The organism is Nocardioides sp., from assembly GCF_964229035.1.
Taxonomy (GTDB): Bacteria; Actinomycetota; Actinomycetes; order Propionibacteriales; family Nocardioidaceae; genus Nocardioides.
Genome location: NZ_CAXRAZ010000052.1, coordinates 1 through 18,861, shown reverse-complemented (window position 1 = coordinate 18,861; position 18,861 = coordinate 1). Strand labels below are relative to the sequence as shown.

Genomic DNA, 18,861 nt, shown 5'->3' with positions numbered 1-18,861 from the left:
TCCTCGGCGAGCCCGCGCTGCGGGCTTGAACGACTCCAGTTTCTCACCCGCACCGAAGCGAGCCGGATTCGCCGCGATCGTGGCGGCTCTCACGCCCCGCTCCTCGTCGCTCCGGGCTCCAGCAGGGTGGAGCCGACGTAGTCGCGCGGATCGTCCTCGCGAGCCGCCGGCGGCACCGCGTAGACCGCGGAGCCGATCGTGGTGATCCAGGCGTTGAGGCGGTCGAGCTCGTGCAGGCGGCGCTGCACCGGCACGAACTGACGCTGCGGGTCGGCGGCGAACGCGACGAACAGCAGCCCGCTGTCCTCCCCGTCGGGGCGGGTCGGATCGGGGTCGGTGTAGTTGAAGCCGCGGCGCAGGAACCGCTCGGTGGGGTCGGTGCTGCGGGCGCGGGCCACGTGGCTGGCCGGGTCGATCACCGGCAGGCCGAACTTGTCGGTGGCCTGCAGGTCGACGGGATCGAACTCCCCGGTGCCCGTCAGGGGGGCGCCGGTGTCGAGGCGTCGTCCGATGGTGGCCTCGCGCCCCAGGCGGTCGACCTTGTCCCAGCTGTCGAGGTGCATGCGGATGCGTCGCAGCACCAGGCAGGTGCCGCCCGCCAGCGGACCGTCGTCGATCCACACGAGCGGGTCGAAGTCGGGCAGTGCCGGGTCGGGGTTGGCCGTGCCGTCGACCTGGCCCATGAGGTTGCGCATGGTGGAGCCCGGGGCAGTGCCGCGGGCGTTGCGGAAGCCGCTCTGGATCCACCGCAGGCGCGCGAGCGGGCGCGCGTCCTTGGTGAGCACGCGTCGGGCGTGAGCGAGGGTGAGCGGGTCGTCACAGGCCACCTGGGCGATCACGTCGGTCTGGCCCCACGGCTCCTTCAGCTCGTCGCGGGCGAAGCGCGGCAGGTCCTCCAGCGGACGACGACCGATCGGCGCCGTCGCCTCCCCTCCCCCGACGCCGGGCGCGAGCTCGCGCAGCACGCGCGGGCCGAATCCGAAGGTCACGGTGAGCCGCGACGGGTGCGCGGCGAGCTCGGGCTCGGTGTCGGCCAGCGCCGGGCGGCCGTTGCCGAGGCGTCGGGCGTCATCGGTGAGCAGCCGCATCAGTCGGATCAGGTGGGGGGTGTCGCTGCCGGGCAGCAGGTCCCACCCCAGCAGCGAGGCGTGGGCCTGCGTCGGGGTGTCGACACCCGGCTGGTGGCGCCCGCCGAGCGCCACGGTCTCCGCACCGGCCGACGGGCCGACCCGGACCACCCCGTCCCCGGCCCTGCCGGCCGCGTCCAGCCCGGCCGCGTGCGCGGTGTTCGTCACGACCGCCGACGTGCTCCACCCCACCCCGGCGCCGCCAACGGCGGCGGCGCCGGTGCGGAGCAGGCGGCGGCGGTCCCAGCGGGGACCGCCGCTCATCGCGACGCGCCCTCGCTCGCCTTCTGCGAGCCGGAGTGACCCATGCCGGAGTGGTCCATCCCGCTCATGTCGCCCATGTCACCCATGTCGCCCGAGCCGCCGCCCTGGTACTTCTCGTCGGCACCCTCGAACGGCTTGACCGTCGCCTCGATCACGGCGGTCGAACCGTCGTCGAGGGTCAGCGTGACGGGCACGACCTCGCCGGCGGCGAGGCTCGCGGTGAGATCCATCAGCATGATGTGGTTGCCACCGGGCTCCAGGGTGAGCGAGCCACCGGCCGGCACGACGAAGCCGCCCTTCTTCGGCTGCATCGCCATCGATCCGTCGCTGTTCTGCACCGTCTCGTGCAGCTCGACGAGACCGGCGGCCTTCGTGGCCGCGCCCACCACCGTGATCGCCTCGCTGCCGGTGTTGGTCAGCGTGCCGAAGGCGGCCGTCATCGCCTCGCCGTCGGGGGTGGCGTCGGTGGCCTTGATCCACGGGTCGCTCACGGTCAGGGACGCGGCCTGGCCGCTGGCCGCGGAGCCGCCGGTCGAGGCGGCGCCGCCGGTCGAGGCGGAGCCGCCGGTGGCCGCGCTCGAGGGCGCGTCGGCCGCGCCCGGGGAGTCGTCGGAGCCGCAGGCCGCGAGAGCCGGCAGCAGGGCGGCCGCCAGGACGGCGGCGGGGAGGCGCTTCTTCATGGGTGCATCGATTCTTTCCGCTCGTGGGCGCGCGCAGGCGCCGCAGGTGGCTGCGCCGTCGGCGCGATGCGACCTCGAACGAGCGGGTGCGTCAGCGCAGCGGCGCGATGCCGGGGACCCGACGCAGGGTCTGCGTCGGTAGGACGGGTAGGAGCATCGCCCGCGGCGGGGCGCGGGGGCGGGCCCCGGCGTCGAGGGCGCGCGGCCGCAGGACCCGCGCGACGCCGATCGCGGCGAGGCGTCGGAGCGCGGGCAGGGACACCGCCCGAGGACCACGCGGCAGCACCGCAGCGAGCACCGCACGCGCGAGCGAGACGAGGGCACGGTCGAGTCCGGCCCCGACCGCCACCGTGGCCAGCGCCACGAGGAGGTGGTGGGCCACCATGGCGGGCCCGAGACCGGCCGCTCCGGCGAGCGCTCCCCCGGCGCCGTGGTGCTCGTGCCCGGCACCGGCGGTGGGGGCGAGCATCAGCGAGCCGTGGGCCACCGCCTGAGCGGCTGCGGCCACGAGTACCAGCCGCGGCGGGCTGAGGGCCTGCGGCCGGGCGCCGTCGCGACCCACGAGCAGGAGACCGAGCGGCAGCGCGCAGGCCGCCACGGCGAGCCCGGGCACGACCTCCACCTCGCCGCCGCCGGTGACGTGGGCGATCAGTGCGCCGAGGGCGGCGACCAGGCCGGCGCCGAGCCCGCGCACGCCCGCAACGCCGCGGACGCGTCGTCCACGGGTCGGGCGGTGGCGGGCAGGTGTCACGGCAGGTTTCCTGGTGGGCTTCCTGGTCGGGTGGGCCGGAGGGGGCCGGGAGGGGATCAGCCCTCGCGCGTGGCGCGGAAGGCCTTGACGCCCAGCGCTCCGAGCACGCCGGCGATGGCGAAGTTCACGACGATGAGCACGGTGTGGGCGACCCAGTAGCCGGTGGGCCGGTCCTCTCCGCCCTCGTAGGCCGAGTAGAGGTTCTTGGCGAAGTTGCCGAAGGAGAAGACGTTCCAGGCGGCGACGGCCAGCAGCAGGACGGCGTGCTTGCGCTCGAACTTCACGGGGTGACCTCCTCGGTGGCGACCTCGGCGGAGTCCTCGGTCGGGGTGCGCCCGGCGGCCCGGGCATCGGTGTGCGCCCAGGCCGCGGCGTACAGCACGACCCGGGAGAAGTAGTTGATCCAGACGAGCAGGATCAGCGCGGTCCCGAAGGCCTGGAAGGCCGGCTGCCCCCGGCTCGCGGCGAGCAGCACGTTGGAGGCCTGCTTGAGCACCTCGAAAGCCACTGCTCCCAGGATCGCACCCGACCACAACGCCGCAGCGGGCAGATCGGGTCGGGCGAGCACGCGGAACATCAGGAAGAAGAGCGCAGCGCCGGCGGCGAGGCCGAGCGCGAGACCGAGGACGCCGATCAGCACCGCCGAGACGGCCCCCAGTCCGAGCGTGTCGGCGAGGGCGCCCGAGATCCACACCACCGCTCCCGAGACCACCACGCTGCCGAGCAGCGTGCCTCCGAGGACGACGAGCGCCTCGAGGTCGCGCAGCTTGCCGGGGATGAAGCCGGGCTGCTCCTCCTGGGGCACGACGAACAGGGCGGCCAGGGCGGTGCGCAGCGACGACACCCAGCCGAGACCGGCGTAGAGGACGCCGACCAGACCGATGAGGCCGACGCGGCCGGCGGCGTCCTGCACGTCGGTGAGACTGACCTGGCTCGACCCGCTGCCCACCAGACCGGGGAGCACCTGGTCGATGGCGGTGAGCAGCCAGTCGCGCGAGTCGGGGGCGAAGCGCGCCACGATGCCGACGAAGAAGAAGGCGAGGGCGAGCACGGGGAAGATCGAGAGGAAGCCGAAGTAGGTGACGCCGCCCGCCTGCTGCGAGCCCTGGACCGCACCGAAGTGCTCCTGGGTGCGGATCGCGTGGTCGACGGTGCCGGAGCGCTCGCGCAGCGCGGTGACGCGGGCGCCGACGCGCTCCTTGACCGAGTCGATGAGCTTCACCGCGACTCCTCCCCCCACGGCCCCGCGGGCGTGTCGGCGGGAGCGAGATCGAAACGCCGGGTCGGTACCCAGCCCTCGTCGCCGCGATGCACGTAGAGGTGGAAGTCGCCCACCTCGAAGCTGCACTCGAAGTCCGCGAGCTCCTCGAAGGCGCGATCGAGGGCGTCGTCCGGGAGGTGGTGGGCGACCGTGACGTGCGGGTGGTAGGGGAACTCGAGCTCGACGGCGAGCGGCCCCTCGCGCACGGCGTCAGCCAGCACCTCGCACTGGCCGATGCCCTCGGCCAGCGCCACGAACACCACCGGTGAGACCGGGCGGAAGGTGGCGGTGCCGCGCAGGTGCACCTCGAAGGCCGGCACCGCCGCGGCAGCCGCGGCCAGATGCTGCTCGAGGGCGTCGACGTCGACGTCCACCTCGATCGGCGGCACGAGGGTGATGTGGGTGGGGACGCCGTCGGCGGTCGGGTCGCCGATCGCGGTGCGGTAGTCCTGCAGCTGGGTGGCCCAGGGCTCGGGCACGGCGAGGGCGACGCCGATCACCGGCATCTCAGCGGTCCGCCCGCAGCGCCGCCGGCGCGACGAAGCCGACGCGCTGGTAGACGTCGCGCAGGGTGGCCTCGGCCACCTCGTTGGCCGCGGCGGCGCCCTGGGCGAGCACCTGCATCAGGTAGTCCTGGGCGTCGAGCAGCTCGAGGGTGCGGTCGCGGAACGGGGTGACGAAGGAGACCACGACGTCGGCGACCTCCTTCTTCAGGTCGCCGTAGCCGCGCCCGGCGAACTGCTCCTCGAGGCTGGTGATGCTCTCACCCGACAGCGCCGAGTGGATCGTGAGCAGGTTGCTCACGCCCGGCTTGGCGTCGGGGTCGAAGCGGATCTCGGTGTCGGAGTCGGTGACGGCGGAGCGGATCTTCTTCGCGGTGACCTTGGGGTCGTCGAGCATGTCGATGAGCCCGCTCGGCGAGGAGCTCGACTTCGACATCTTCGCCGTGGGCTCCTGCAGGTCGTAGAGCTTCGCGGTGGCCTTGAGGATGTAGGGCTCGGGCAGCCGGAAGGTCTTCTTGAACCGGCTGTTGAAGCGCTGGGCGAGGTCACGCGTGAGCTCGAGGTGCTGGCGCTGGTCCTCGCCCACCGGCACGTAGTGCGGGCGGTAGAGCAGGATGTCGGCGGCCTGCAGGATCGGGTAGGTGAGCAGGCCGACGCTGGCGGCGCCCTCGCCACCCTTGGCCGACTTGTCCTTCCACTGCGTCATCCGCCGGGCCTCGCCGAAACCGGTGAGACCGTTGAGCACCCAGCCGAGCTGGGCGTGGGCCGGCACGTGGCTTTGCACGAAGATCGCCGAGCGGGCGGGATCGAGGCCGGCCGCGATGAGCTGGGCCGCACTGCGCAGGGTGCGCTCGCGCAGCACCTTGGGGTCCCAGTCGACGGTGATCGCGTGGAGGTCGGCGATGAAGAAGAACGGCTGGTGGTCGCGCTGGAGGTCGACCCACTGCCGCACCGCGCCGACGTAGTTGCCCAGGTGGAAGGAGTCGGAGGTCGGCTGGATGCCGGAGAGAACACGAGGGCGGGCGGCCCCCTCGGCCGCCGCCGGCCGCGCGGTCTCCGGCACGGGCGGTTGCTCGGTGGTCGCAGGCGTGGGCACGGACATGGGCTCGATTCTCGCAGGCTCCCCGCCCAGCGCCGAACCGGCACTCCTGGTGCGCCGACGTGGCAACTCTGGTGCGCCGAGGTGGCTGCTCTGCGCGGTCGATGGAGTGAGTTCAGGCGGCCGACGCGGCGGTGCGGCGGTGGACGACGGCCGAGACCAGCAGGATCGCCACGCCGACGACCGCCAGCACTGCCCCCACCAGCGCCGGTGCGCGGTAGCCGTAGCCGGCAGCGATGACAAGCCCGCCGAGCCACGCGCCGAGCGCGTTGGCGATGTTGAGGGCGGCGTGGTTCATCGCCGCGCCGAGGGTCACCGCGTCGCCGGCGACGTCCATCAGGCGCAGCTGCAGGTTGACCACGAGCACCGAGCCCACGGCGGTGACCGCGAAGGCCACCGGCAGCAGCACCCAGCCGTGGGGGGCGGCCGCGAAGTAGAGCAGCATCAGCGCGATGCCGACGACCCCGGCGCCGAGCAGGCTGCGGAACACCGACCACGCGGCGAGCTCGCCGGCGATCCAGGTGCCCACGACCATGCCGAGGCCGAGCGCCAGCACGAACACGGGGACGACGCCCCGCTCGAGGCCGCCCACCACGGTCACCGTCTTCGCGATGTAGGAGTAGACCGCGAACATGCCGCCGAAGCCCACGGCGCCGACGCCCAGGGTGAGCCACACCTGCAGGTTGCCGAAGAAGGCGCGGGCCTCGCGTCGTCCACTGGCCTCGGGGTCGCCGGGGGTGGAGGGCACCCAGGCGAGCACGAGCGCGACGGTGGCCACGGCGAGCACGGCGCCGAGCAGGTAGCAGGCGCGCCAGCCGATGTTCTGGCCGATGACCGTGGCGAGCGGGACGCCCACGACGTTGGCCACCGAGAGGCCCAGCATGACGCTGGCCACGGCTCGACCGCGGCGCGCGGGCGCGACGAGGCCGGCCGCCACCAGGCTGGCGATGCCGAAGTAGGCGCCGTGGGGCAGGCCGTCGAGGAAGCGCGCCCCGGCGAGCACGTGGTAGCCGGGCGCGATCGCACTCAGCAGGTTGAAGACGGCGTAGGCGCCCATCAGGCCCACCAGGGCGGCGCGCCGCGGGAGCGCGGCACCGAAGAACGCCAGGATCGGCACGCCCACCACGACGCCGAGCGCGTAGGCGGAGATGACGTGCCCGGCCGTCGGCACGGAGACGTCGACGCCGTCGGCGATCTCGGGCAGCACGCCCATCGTCATGAACTCGGTGGTGCCGATGGTGAACCCGCCCACCGCCAGCGCCAGGATCGCCAGCGCGGGGCGGCGGGCGGGTGGCATCGAGGACCCGTGCTCCGTCGGGGCAGCGGCGTTCGTGGGAGTCGTCGGGGTGGACGAGGAGGTCGAGGTCGCGGGCGCCGAGGTCACTGAGGCCGCAACGGGCGACCACCGCCCCCTATTCCCTCCGCGACCGGGCGGGTGGCGGTGGAGGCGCTCACTCCGCGCCGGTGCGGCGGGCGCGGTCCTCGTAGCCTGCGCGGGCGGCGCTGTCGGCGTCCTTGAAGACGTGGTCGGCCGCGGTGAGCCGCGTCATCACCGTCTGGACGACGCGGGGCATCGCGAGCGTGGGCTTCGTCAGGCCCTGCGTCCAGCGCGGCACCCACAGCTCGGCCTTCGGCTCGCGCACAGCCGACTCGATGACCTCGGCCACCTGCTCGGCGGTGACCGGCTTGATGCCGCGGGCGGCCGGCACGCCGGCGGCGAGCTCGGTCTGCACGACGGTGGGCAGCACGACGGTGACGTCGATGCCCTCGGGCTCGAGCTCCTGGCGCAGCGCCTCGCTAAAGCCCACGACCGCGAACTTCGACGCCGAGTAGGTGGCGCCGTAGGGCACGGCCACGCGGCCGACGGCCGAGGCGACGTTGACGATGTGGCCGCGGCCGCGCTCGACCATGCCGGGCGCGAGCGCCTTGGTGCCGTTGATGACGCCGTGGACGTTGACGTCCATGATCAGCTTCGTCGTCTCGTCGGTCTCCTTGAGGATGGAGCCGATCGGCATGATCCCGGCGTTGTTGATCAGCACGTCGAACGGCCCGAGGTGCGCGACCTCGTCCAGGAAGCTCGCCCACGAGGCGGCGTCGGTGACGTCGAGGCGCGCCGCCACGACCTTGTCGCCGTGGGCGTCGACGGCCTGCTGGGCCACCGCGAGGTCGAGGTCGCCGATCGCGACCCGGGCGCCGGCGCGCACGAAGCGGTCGACCGTGGCGCGGCCGATGCCGCGGGCGCCCCCGGTGACGATGACGGACAGGCCGGCGATGCTGCGGCTCATGGGATTCCTCTTCTCGAAAGTGGTGCTGCGGGGTTCGCGGAGCCGACGTCAGAGCCGGCGCAGGTCGATGGGCTGGCCGTCCTTCGGGAAGGGCAGCGAGTGGTTGTCGAGCGGGGCGACGTAGGCGGGGTCGACGCTCCAGCGGCGCGTGCGCAGGAGGCGGTGGACGATCGCCTTGATCTCCGCTCCGGCGAAGTGGAGTCCGATGCACTTGTGCACTCCCCCGCCGAAGGGCGCCCACGCGTAGCGGTGGGCGCGGTCCTCGCGGCGCTCGGCGCCGAAGCGATCGGGGTCGAAGCGGTGCGGGTCGCTCCACAGCTGCGGCATCAGGTGGTTGAACTGCACGCCGACCGACACGTGGGTGTCGGCCGGGATGCGCACCCCCTGCAGCACGGTGTCGCGCAGGGTGCGGCGCGCGAAGAGCGGCACGGGCGCGCGCAGGCGCAGCGCCTCCTTGATGACCAGGTCGAGGCTGGTGAGCTGCTCGAGCTCACCCAGGGAGGGCGCGTCGCCGAGCGCGAGCGACTCCTCGCGGCACCGCTCCTGCCAGGCGGGGTGCTGGCCGAGGTACTGCAGGATCGTCGAGGTGGTGATCGTCGAGGTGTCGTGCGCGGCCATCATCAAGAAGATCATGTGATTGACGACGTCGTCGTCGCCGAAGCGGCGCCCGTCGTCGGTCTCGATGTGGCACAGCACCGAGAACAGGTCGCCGGTGCGCTCGGCGCGCTTGGCGGGCAGGTAGTGGCGCAGGAACTCCTCGAGCACGCGTCGTCCTCGGTGGGCGCGGCCCCACCGGGTGAACGGCACGTCGACGCGCACCAGGCCACCGGCGGCCTGCACGCAGTCGATGAAGGCGGCGTTGACGCGGTCCATCTCCGCTCGCGAGGTGTCGGTGGCGCCGCCCATGAAGATGTCGGCGGCGATGTCGAGGGTCATCGTCTTCAGCGCGGGGTACGAGCGGAAGCCCGCCCGATCGGGCCAGGCGTCGACGCCGCGAGCCACGGCCGGGTGCATCCGCTCGACGTAGCCCTCCAGCCGCGTGCGGGTGAAGGCCTCCTGCATGATCCGCCGGTGCAGGTGGTGCTCCTCGAGGTCGAGCAGCATGAGGCCGCGCTCGAAGAACGGGCCGATGAAGGGGCTCCAGGCCGGGCCGTTCGCGAAGGCCTTGTCGGCGTTGCGCATCACCTCCTCCACCGCGTCGGGGCCGAGTGCGATGGCGAAGGTCTGCCCGAGGAAGCGGAACGGCGACACGGGCCCGTAGGTGTCCCACTGGTGCTGCATGAAGGCCAGGGGGTCGCGGGTGTAGGCGAACGCCTTGCCCAGCACGGGCACGCCGCGGTCGCCGCGGCGCACCTCGGGCAGCGGTCGGACCTCGGTGGGAGCAAGCATCGAGACCTCCGGCGACGGTGGTGGTGGGCGAGGTGGGACGGGGCGCCGAGGCGCACCCGGAGCACCTGCGAGGCACCAGACTGATTCAGGAAGGACGTCCTGTCAACCTTTGGCGCGAGCGCGTCGGACGTGTCAGGGTGGGGGCGTGGCCGTGCAGTCAGGCACCTACCGAGGCGTGAGCGCCGCCGATCGTCGCGCCGAGCGGCGCGAGAGGCTGGTCGAGGCGACCCTCACCGTCTGGGCCGATCCCGACACCCGGACGACGATGACGGCCGTGTGCAGCGCGGCCGGCCTCTCCGAGCGCTACTTCTACGAGAGCTTCACCGGCCTCGACGAGGCCCAGAGCGCCGTGCTCGCGGAGGTCGCCGCCGAGATCGAGCAGACCACGCTGCGGGCCGCCGAGGCCGCCGGCGCCGACCCGGCAGCGCGCATCCACGCCTCGGTGCGCGCCTTCCTCGACCTGCTCGAGGTCGACCCCCGCAAGGGTCGCGTGGCGATCATCGAGGCCGGCGCCATCGCGCCGCTGCGCGCGCGGCGCACCGAGCTGCTGCGTCACTTCGCGCGACTGTCCACCAGCGAGGCCCACGAGCTGGGCCTGCGCCGCCGCGAGCGCGAGGACGACCTCGCGGGACTGCTGTTCATCGGAGGCGTGGCCGAGCTGATCACCGCCGTGCTCGAGGGCGCGATCGAGGCCACCGCCGACGAGATCGTCGACACCGTGGCCCGCTCCTACCTCGGCCTGTACGGCTGAGGCGGGAGCGGAGCCCGGGCGCGGAGGCCGCCGCACGGACGAGGCGATCAGCCCGCCAGGTGCCCCCAGCCGGCCTCGAGGTCGGCCCACGAGCCGGCGGCCGCCACCTCGCCGTCGACGAGCACCACCACGCGATCGGCGAGTGCCAGCGCGGCACGCTTCGAGGTGGCACCGAGCACGGTGGCTCCCCGCGCCCGCAACGCCGACCACAGCTCGATCTCGGTGGTGGCGTCGAGAGCGCTCGAGACGTCGTCGGCGAGCAGCACCTCGGCGTCGGTGGCCAGGGCCCGCGCCAGCGCCAGGCGCTGCACCTGACCGCCCGAGAGCCGCACGCCGCGGTGACCCACGAGCGCGTCGCGTCCACCGGCCTCGCGAACGTCGGACTCCAGCCGCGCCGTCGCCACAGGACCGTCGAAGCCGCGGTCGTGGCCCAACCGGACGTTGTCGACGAACGAGCCCGACAGCACACGCGGTACCTGCGCGACGTGCGCCACCTGGCCCGGGCGCAGGAAGAGCTGCGGGTCGCGCACCTCCTCGCCGTTCCAGCACAGCGCACCCCGGTGCTCGATGAGCCCCGCGAGGGCCGAGAGCAGGCTGGACTTGCCCGCACCCACCTGGCCCACGAGCAGCACGAGCTCGCCGCTGCGCACCGTCAGGTCGACCCCGTGGACGCCGATCGTGCCGTCGTCGTGGATCGCGGCGAAGTCGCGCAGCTCCAGGGCGCGCAGGGGCACCCGCGCGGGGGCGTCCGGCTCGGGAGCGCTGCCGTCGAGCAGGTCGACGCCGGCCGGGAGGTCCATGAGGTCGACCCCGCCGGCGAAGCGACTGGTCTCGCGCTGCCACGCCCGCGTGCCGGGGGCCTCGGTGACCACCATGCCGGCGACCCGGCCGAACCAGTCGAAGCCCGACACCGCGTTGGCCACGAGCAGCGTGGTGCCCAGGCCCCAGCCGCCGGCCAGGTAGCCGCCCCAGGCGGCCACGACACCGATCTGCACCATCACCACGGGGACGCCGTCGAGCGCGGCCTGCACGCGGTGCTCGCGCACGGCGGCGCCCACGCGGCCGGCGTCCACGGCGCGCAGGTGCGCGCGCACGTCGGCGGTGGCTGCGGCCAGCTTGACCGTGCGCGCGCACTCCAGCGCCGAGACGACCGCGCGCCCGAAGCGGGCTCGAGCGGCTGAGGCCGCCGCTGCGCTGCGCCCGGCGATCGGGCGCCCGAGGGCCGAGGCCAGCGCCGAGACCACGAGCACGGTGAGGAGCACGAGCCCGGCCAACCACGAGCGGGCCAGCACCGCGGTGGTCGCGGCGATCGCGAGACCGTTGACCGCATCGACCCAGCGGTCGGCGTAGCGGGCGTAGCGGTCGGCGTCCATCGAGCGCGCGACCACCTCCCCCGCCGGCGTGCGCGGGAGTCGTCGCTGGGCGGTCTGCCCGCTCAGCACCGACAGACGTGTGCGCAGGAGCACCTCGACCCACCACCGCGGGTAGCGCCAGAAGGCATCGGCCAGCAGCACGGGAGCGGCCAGCAGCGAGACGGTGAGACCCGCCATCAGCAGCCAGGGACGATCCCCGGCGTCGCGGACCTGCTCGACCACGTGGCCCCACAGCAGACCCGTGACCGCACCCTGCGCGCCCGCCAGCGAGGCGAGCAGGAAGCCCAGCGCGCCCGCCAGACCCCAGCCCGGACGCACCCGCAGGGCGTGCCAGATGCCGCGGCCCAGCGTCGGGCCGGTGCCGACTTCCGGCAGATCGGGCGGTGGTCCCGTGCGGCGGCGACCACCCACCGAGCGCGCGTCCGCGCGGGCCTCGGGTCGCTCGTCGGCGTCGGCGTCGGCGTCGGCGTCGAGGTGGACGTCGAGGTCGGGCGCGGCGTCGTCACCGGCCGCGAGCCGGGCGTCGGGGCGGGCGTCGGGGCGGGCGTCGTCCACGGCGTGGGCGCGGCTGTCGCGCAGAAGGTCGCGGAAGGGCCCGGGCACGAGGGCGAGCTCGGCGCGGGTGCCCTGCTGCACCACCCGCCCGTGGTCGAGCACGGCCACCAGCGGCGCGCGCTCGATGGTGGTGAGGCGATGGGCGATCAACACGCCGGTGCGCCCCGTGAGCAGGCGATCGGCCGCGGCCACCACCCTGCGCTCGGTGTGGGGGTCCATCCGCGCCGTGGCCTCGTCCAGGACGACGACCCGCACGTCGCGCACGAGCAGCCGGGCGAAGGCCACGAGCTGCTCCTCGCCGGCCGAGAGGCGCGTGCCGCCAGGGCCGAGCAGGGTGTCGAGACCCTGGGGCAGGCCGCCGACCCAGTCGGCGAGGCCGAGCTCCTCGACCGCCCGCTCGACCCGGGCGCGGGGCTCGTCGCCGAACAGGGTGATGTTCTCGGCCAGCGTGCCGGCGAGGATCTCGGTGCGCTGGGTGACCACGCCGACCACCGCCCGCAGCTGCTGGAGGTCGAGCTCGGTGACGTCGGCGCCGCCGAGCAGCACCGTGCCGGGCGGCGGCTCGACCGCGCGCGAGAGCAAGGAGGCCAGCGTCGACTTGCCCGATCCGGACCGACCGACCAGGGCGATCGTCTGACCCGCCGGCACGTGGAGGTCGACCCCGCTCAGCACGAGGCGATCGGGGGTGTAGGCGAAGTCGAGGTCGCGCACCGACAGCTCGAGCGCCCGGGCCGAGGGCACGGGGCGCCCGCCCACCGGCTCGGGGACGACGGCCAGCAGCTGCCGCAGCCGGATGACGGCCCCGAGGCCGGCCTGGATGTCGGGCAGGTGGTTGGTGAGCATCGCCACCTGGCCCACGAAGGTGGAGGTGACGAGGAAGAGCGTGACCAGGCGCGCCGTCGACAGCGACCCGCCCGAGGCGAGGACGACGCCCGCCACCGCCACGCCCACGAGCAGCGCGTGGAGGAGCACGCCGGCGCGGCGCACCAGCCGGCTCTCGACGAGCACCACGTCGCGGAAGCGCGCGTGGACCTGCGCGGAAAGCCTCGCCACCCGCTGGACGACGTGGGCCTGGCCCAGGCTGGTGCGCAGGTCGTCGCGCCCGGCGATGCCCTCCTCGAGGGCGGCCGCGTGGTCGGTCCAGGCCATCTCCTCGATGACCTTGCGTCGGGCGATCTCGCCGAGCAACCCCCGCACCGAGGCGATCGCAAGGCCGGCGAGGAGCGGGAAGAGCAGCCACGCGGGCCACCACGTCAGGCCCGCGACGACCCAGAGCACCACCGAGGCGAACACGGTGCGTGCGGCCATCCACACCTGCCAGCGCACCAGGTTGCCAACCTCGTGGGTGTCGTCGTCGACGCGGTCGAGGATCTCACCGACCGCCTGCTCGCCGAGCGTGGCGAGCGGCTGGGCGAGGGCGGCGTCCAGCAGGTCGTCGCGCAGACGGCCCTCGGCGCGGTCGGAGTTGGCGACCCAGGCCACCTTGCCGACGGTGTCGATCAGCGCCGCGCCGACCACGCATACCGCCAGCGCGACGACGAGGGAGACCCGCGGATCCTGCGCCAGGCGACCCGCGGCCACGGTGCCCAGTCCGGTGCCGACGGCGGCGATCGCCGAGCACACCAGCGCCCACCCTGCGCTGCGCGAGGCCAGGCGTCGCCAGTCGACCTGGCGGCGCGGATCGTCGGGTGCGGGCGGCAGGGCGGAGGCCACGGTGGGGGCGGTCGTCGTCGACATCGCGACCACCGTAATTCCCGCCCCCGACACTCGTCGCATCAATATCTGCGGTCACCGGCGCAGCAGGCGGCAGGTTTACCGGGCCAGGACGCGACAGCGCCCCGGGGCGGGTGCCCCGGGGCGCTGCTGCGGTGACGACGGACCAGGCTCAGAAGGCGGCGAGCGCCTCGTTGAAGGTCGCGCTCGGGCGCATGACCGCCGACGCCTTGTCGGCGTCGGGGCGGTAGTAGCCGCCGATGTCGGCCGGGTTGCCCTGCACGGCGATCAGCTCGCCCGCGATCGTCTCCTCGTTCTCCCGCAGCGTGGCCGCGAGCGGGGCGAAGACCTCGGCCAGGGCGGCGTCCTCGGTCTGGGCCGCGAGCTCCTCGGCCCAGTAGAGGGCGAGGTAGAAGTGCGAGCCGCGGTTGTCGGTGGTGCCGAGCTTGCGGCCGGGCGAGCGGTCCTCGTTGAGGAAGGTGCCGGTGGCGCGGTCGAGGGCGTCGGCGAGCACCTTCGCGGCCGGGGCACCGGCCTGCTCGGCGTACTTCTCGAGCGAGGGCACGAGGGCGAAGAACTCGCCGAGGCTGTCCCAGCGCAGGTAGTTCTCCTCGACCAGCTGCTGCACGTGCTTGGGCGCCGAGCCGCCGGCGCCGGTCTCGAACAGACCGCCGCCCGCGATGAGCGGCACGACCGAGAGCATCTTGGCCGACGTGCCGAGCTCGAGGATCGGGAACAGGTCGGTGTTGTAGTCGCGGAGCACGTTGCCGGTGACCGAGATGGTGTCCTCGCCGCGGCGCATGCGCTCGAGCGAGTAGGCGGTGGCGAGCGACGGCGCGAGGATCTGGATCTCGAGCCCGTCGGTGTCGTGCTCGGGCAGGTAGGCGTTCACCTTCTTGATGAGCTCGGCGTCGTGGGCACGCGCCTCGTTGAGCCAGAAGATCGCCGGGGTGGACGACGCCCGGGCACGGTCGACGGCCAGCTTCACCCAGTCGCGCACCGGCACGTCCTTGGTCTGGCAGGCGCGCCAGATGTCGCCGGCCTCGACGTCGTGCTCGAGCAGCACGGTGCCGTCGGCGCCCAGCACGCGCACGGTGCCGGCGGCCGGGATCTCGAAGGTCTTGTCGTGCGAGCCGTACTCCTCGGCCGCCTGGGCCATGAGGCCGACGTTGGGCACGGTGCCGATCGTGGCGGGGTCGAGCGGGCCGTTCGCCTTCACGTCGTCGAAGACGGCCTTGTAGACGCCGGCGTAGGAGGAGTCCGGGATGACCGCGAGGGTGTCGTCCTCGCCGCCGTCGGCGCCCCAGAGGCGACCGCCGTTGCGCACCAGGGCCGGGATGGAGGCGTCGATGATGACGTCGCTCGGCACGTGCAGGTTGGTGATGCCCTTGTCGGAGTTCACGTACGACAGGCGCGGGCCGGCAGCGAGGCCGGCCTCGAAGGCGGCCTTGATCTCGGCGCCGTTCGGCAGCGCGTCGAGTCCGGCGAGGATCGCGCCGAGGCCGTCGTTGGCCGACAGGCCGGCGGCGGCGAGGTCGTCGCCGTACTTCTCGAACACGTCGGCGAAGTAGGCCTTCACCACGTGGCCGAAGATGATCGGGTCGGAGACCTTCATCATCGTGGCCTTGAGGTGCACGGAGAAGAGCACGTCGTCGGCGGCGGCCTTCGCGATCGCGTTGCGCAGGAAGCCGTGCAGGTGCGCGACCTCCATCTTCGTGGCGTCCACGATCTCGCCCGCGAGGACCTTCAGGCCCTCCTTGAGCACGACCTTCTCGCCGTCGGCCTTCTCCAGCACGATCGACAGCGTGTCGTCGGCGGCCAGGGTCACCGACTTCTCGTTGGCCGCGAAGTCGTGCTCGCCCATGGTGGCGATGTCGGTCTTGGAGCCCTCGGCGAAGGGCTTGTTGCGGTGCGGGTGGGTCTTCGCGTAGTTCTTGACCGAGGCGGGCGCGCGGCGGTCGGAGTTGCCCTCGCGCAGCACGGGGTTGACCGCGGAGCCCTTGACCTTGTCGTACTTCGCGCGGATCTCCTGCTCCTCGGGCGTCGAGGGCGCCTCGGGGTAGTCGGGGATGTCGAAGCCCTGCGCCTGCAGCTCCTTGACCGCGGCCTTCAGCTGCGGGATCGAGGCGGAGATGTTGGGCAGCTTGATGATGTTGGCCTCGGGGGTCTTCGCCAGCTCGCCGAGCTCGGTGAGGGCGTCGTCCGCGAGACCGAACTGGGCGAGGATGCGCGCGGCGACGGAGATGTCGCGGGTCTCGAAGGCGACGCCTGCCTTGGCGGCGTAGGCCTCGACGACCGGGAGGAAGGAGTACGTCGCCAGCAGCGGCGCCTCGTCGGTGTGGGTGTAGATGATGCTCATGCTCGGCCGTCACTCCTACGACGTAGAGATTGCTTGACATCAAGATATCTGACGCGGCGGCGCGCGGGGAACCCGCGGCCCGGCCCACCCTCGCACCAGCGGCGCCGGGGGTCCAGACCGCGCCCGGGAGCGCTCGGCGAGGGACCACCCGACGTCCACCCTCGACCGCGGGGACGACGCGGGGCCCGGGGCTAGGGTGCGAAACAGACGCCGGAGGGTTTCCGTCGCACGACCCGAGGAGAAGGTGCACGACATGAGCCACGACCCGCACGAGCCTGCGGCGCCCGCAACGGACGCCGACCCCGCTCCCCCGACCCTCGTCCAGAAGCTGCTCGCCGAGTTCCTCGGCACCGCCGTCCTCGTCCTGCTCGGCTGCGGCGTGGCCGTGGTCAACCAGGGCGCGGTGCTTCCGACGGGCCTGGCCTTCGGCCTCACCGTCACCTTGATGGCCTACGCGTTCGGCCGCATCTCGGGCGGTCACTTCAACCCGGCCGTCTCGGTGGGCGCGGCGATCAGCGGGCGGATCTCCTGGCGCGAGACCGGGCTCTACGTCGCCGCCCAGTTCGTCGGCGGCATCGTCGGCGCGTTCGTGCTCCTGCTGCTGGCTCTCGGCATCAACGGCTACGAGCCCTTCGACTCCGCCACCCCGCTCGGCACCAACGGGTTCAGCGCCGGCAACTACGACTACGCGGTCGGCGCGGCCTTCTTCGCCGAGCTCGTGATGACCTTCCTGTTCGTGCTCGTGATCCTCGCCGTCACCGACGAGCGCAACCGCGCCGTGGCCGTGCTCGCCCCCCTGGCGATCGGCCTGACGCTCGCGATCATCCACTTCTTCCTCGTGCCGCTCACGGGCACCTCGGTCAACCCCGCGCGCTCCTTCGGCCCCGCGCTGCTCAGCGGCGGCGACTGGCTCCTGCAGCTGTGGCCCTTCCTCTTCGCCCCCACGATCGGCGGCGCCCTCGCCGGCCTGGCCTACCCGGCGATCTTCGGCCGCGGCGCCGAGCCGGTGCCCGGCTCGGGCCTGAGCCTCGGCAGCGGCGGGTCGTCGTCCCCCGGCTTCACCCAGCAGTGGAACCAGGGCCAGCAGTGGCCCCAGGGCGGCGTGCCCGGCGCAGTGCCCGGCGGCGTCACCGGCTACGACCAGCAGCCGGGCGCCCAGCAGCCCGTCCAGCAGGGCTACGGCGCGGGCTCCTACGCGGGCGATGCCGCCACCACCCAGGCGCTGCCGACCGACCAGAGCGCCCAGGGCGTCCAGGGCGTCCAGGGCGCCCAGCCCGCCGAGCAGCAGCCGATCATCCAGGACGGCTGGCAGTGGGACCCCGCCGCCCAGCAGTGGATCCCCGCTCAGCAGCAGGCGACCCCGCCGTCGTCCACGGGGTGGAGCGACCCGGGCAGCGACCGCACCCAGATCCGCCCGCCCCAGTGAGCCGCGGCCGGGCCCGCCCGGCCGCACGCTCATCGATCCCCACCGCGGCGGGTGCGCTGCGGACCGGCACCGGTCCGCAGGGCACCCGCCGCGGCTCGTCTCGTGGCTCCCGCCCGGGTGCCGCCGGGGGCTCCGGCGCTGCTAGCGTCGCCAGCGTCCCCGCCTACCACTTCAGGAGTGACCAGTGAGCACCACCCCGCTCAAGGTGGCCGTGACCGGCGCCGCCGGCCAGATCGGCTACAGCCTGCTGTTCCGTCTCGCGAGCGGCGCCCTCGGCGTCGACCGTCCGATCGAGCTGCGCCTGCTCGAGATCGAGCCCGCGCTCAAGGCCCTCGAGGGCGTCGTCATGGAGCTCGACGACTGCGCGTTCCCGGGCCTGGCCGGCGTGCAGATCGGCTCCGACCCCGAGAAGATCTTCGACGGCGTCAACCTCGCGCTCCTGGTGGGCGCGCGCCCCCGCGGCCCGGGCATGGAGCGCGGCGACCTGCTCTCGGCCAACGGCGCGATCTTCACCGCGCAGGGCAAGGCCCTCAACAAGGTCGCCGCGGACGACGTGCGCATCGGCGTCACCGGCAACCCGGCGAACACCAACGCGCTCATCGCCGCGAGCAACGCCCCTGACATCCCCAAGGAGCGCTTCTCGGCGCTCACCCGCCTCGACCACAACCGGGCGATCTCGCAGCTGGCCACCAAGACCGGCGCGGCGGTGACCGACATCAAGAAGGTCACCATCTGGGGCAACCACTCCGCCACCCAGTACCCCGACCTGTTCCACGCCGAGATCGGCGGGCGCAACGCCGCCGAGGTCGTCGGCGACCAGGCCTGGGTCGAGGACTACTTCATCCCCACCGTCGCCAAGCGCGGCGCGGCCATCATCGACGCCCGCGGCGCCTCCTCGGCCGCCTCGGCCGCCTCCGCCACCTGCGACGCCGCCCGCGACTGGCTGAACGGCTCCCCCGAGGGCGACTGGGTCTCGATGGCCGTGGTCTCCGACGGCTCCTACGGCGTGCCCGAGGGTCTCGTCTCCTCCTTCCCCGTCACCACCTCGAACGGCGAGTGGAGCATCGTGCAGGGCCTCGAGATCGACGACTTCTCCCGCGGGCGCATCGACGCCTCGGTGGCCGAGCTGGCCGACGAGAAGAACGCCGTCACCGAGCTGGGCCTCATCTGAGCCCGCCCACACCGCTCAGCCGCCTCGGCTGAGAGCACCCCGCGACGGGGCCGGCGCCGCATGGCGCCGGCCCCGTCGTCGTCCGCGGGGTCGGGCGGGCGGGGCTGGCGGGGCGGGCCGGGCCGGGCCGGGCGAGGGTTGGGGGGGGGGGGGG

The 18,861-nt window shown here is 73.6% G+C and carries 15 protein-coding genes; 3 read left to right on the top strand and 12 right to left on the bottom strand.

What is annotated here, in order from left to right; all coding sequences use genetic code 11:
- Positions 1-89: 89 nt before the first annotated feature.
- From ACERUN_RS15800 to ACERUN_RS15755, 10 genes are all read right to left on the bottom strand, one after another.
- The gene (locus tag ACERUN_RS15800) at positions 90-1,391 is read right to left on the bottom strand and encodes a Dyp-type peroxidase (RefSeq protein WP_370290991.1); all 1,302 of its coding nucleotides are present in this window, start codon (positions 1,389-1,391) and stop codon (positions 90-92) included.
- The gene (locus tag ACERUN_RS15795) at positions 1,388-2,071 is read right to left on the bottom strand and encodes a copper chaperone PCu(A)C (RefSeq protein WP_370290990.1); all 684 of its coding nucleotides are present in this window, start codon (positions 2,069-2,071) and stop codon (positions 1,388-1,390) included. The genes ACERUN_RS15800 and ACERUN_RS15795 overlap by 4 nt, the downstream gene beginning before the upstream one ends.
- Positions 2,072-2,162: 91 nt before the next feature.
- A complete protein-coding gene (locus ACERUN_RS15790; protein ID WP_370290989.1) occupies positions 2,163-2,822 on the bottom strand; it encodes a hypothetical protein in 660 nt (219 codons plus the stop codon).
- Positions 2,823-2,878: 56 nt separating this feature from the next.
- Positions 2,879-3,106 carry an SCO4848 family membrane protein gene (locus ACERUN_RS15785; protein WP_370290988.1) on the bottom strand — a complete coding sequence of 76 codons (228 nt, stop codon included), beginning with the start codon at positions 3,104-3,106 and terminating at the stop codon, positions 2,879-2,881.
- On the bottom strand, positions 3,103-4,044 hold the full coding sequence (locus tag ACERUN_RS15780; protein ID WP_370290987.1) for a YihY/virulence factor BrkB family protein: 942 nt from the start codon (positions 4,042-4,044) through the stop codon (positions 3,103-3,105). The genes ACERUN_RS15785 and ACERUN_RS15780 overlap by 4 nt, the downstream gene beginning before the upstream one ends.
- Positions 4,041-4,589, bottom strand: a complete 549-nt coding sequence (locus tag ACERUN_RS15775; RefSeq protein WP_370290986.1) for a 2'-5' RNA ligase family protein — start codon at positions 4,587-4,589, stop codon at positions 4,041-4,043. Before ACERUN_RS15775 ends, ACERUN_RS15780 begins: the two co-directional genes overlap by 4 nt.
- A 1-nt stretch (position 4,590) precedes the next feature.
- Positions 4,591-5,688: a tryptophan--tRNA ligase gene (gene trpS / locus ACERUN_RS15770; protein WP_370290985.1), complete on the bottom strand. Its 1,098-nt coding sequence runs from the start codon at positions 5,686-5,688 to the stop codon at positions 4,591-4,593.
- Between the two features lie 112 nt (positions 5,689-5,800).
- Complete coding sequence (locus ACERUN_RS15765; RefSeq protein WP_370290984.1) at positions 5,801-6,982, bottom strand: MFS transporter; 1,182 nt, start codon at positions 6,980-6,982, stop codon at positions 5,801-5,803.
- Between the two features lie 154 nt (positions 6,983-7,136).
- Complete coding sequence (locus ACERUN_RS15760; protein WP_370290983.1) at positions 7,137-7,970, bottom strand: SDR family oxidoreductase; 834 nt, start codon at positions 7,968-7,970, stop codon at positions 7,137-7,139.
- 48 nt (positions 7,971-8,018) lie between these two features.
- Positions 8,019-9,359 (bottom strand): cytochrome P450, encoded by a 1,341-nt coding sequence (locus ACERUN_RS15755; protein WP_370290982.1) that lies wholly within the window; start codon positions 9,357-9,359, stop codon positions 8,019-8,021.
- 145 nt (positions 9,360-9,504) lie between these two features.
- Between ACERUN_RS15755 and ACERUN_RS15750 the strand changes: the two genes are divergently transcribed.
- Positions 9,505-10,110 carry a TetR/AcrR family transcriptional regulator gene (locus ACERUN_RS15750; RefSeq protein WP_370290981.1) on the top strand — a complete coding sequence of 202 codons (606 nt, stop codon included), beginning with the start codon at positions 9,505-9,507 and terminating at the stop codon, positions 10,108-10,110.
- 47 nt (positions 10,111-10,157) lie between these two features.
- Here the strand turns inward: ACERUN_RS15750 and ACERUN_RS15745 are convergent, their stop codons facing one another.
- Positions 10,158-13,775: an ATP-binding cassette domain-containing protein gene (locus ACERUN_RS15745; RefSeq protein WP_370290980.1), complete on the bottom strand. Its 3,618-nt coding sequence runs from the start codon at positions 13,773-13,775 to the stop codon at positions 10,158-10,160.
- A 148-nt stretch (positions 13,776-13,923) separates the two neighbouring features.
- Positions 13,924-16,110 (bottom strand): NADP-dependent isocitrate dehydrogenase, encoded by a 2,187-nt coding sequence (locus ACERUN_RS15740; RefSeq protein ID WP_370290979.1) that lies wholly within the window; start codon positions 16,108-16,110, stop codon positions 13,924-13,926.
- A 253-nt stretch (positions 16,111-16,363) separates the two neighbouring features.
- On the opposite strand from ACERUN_RS15740, the gene ACERUN_RS15735 reads away from it, so the two are divergent.
- On the top strand, positions 16,364-17,536 hold the full coding sequence (locus ACERUN_RS15735; RefSeq protein WP_370290978.1) for an MIP/aquaporin family protein: 1,173 nt from the start codon (positions 16,364-16,366) through the stop codon (positions 17,534-17,536).
- Positions 17,537-17,720: 184 nt separating this feature from the next.
- On the top strand, positions 17,721-18,707 hold the full coding sequence (locus ACERUN_RS15730) for a malate dehydrogenase (protein WP_370290977.1): 987 nt from the start codon (positions 17,721-17,723) through the stop codon (positions 18,705-18,707).
- The last annotated feature ends 154 nt before the right edge of the window (positions 18,708-18,861 follow it).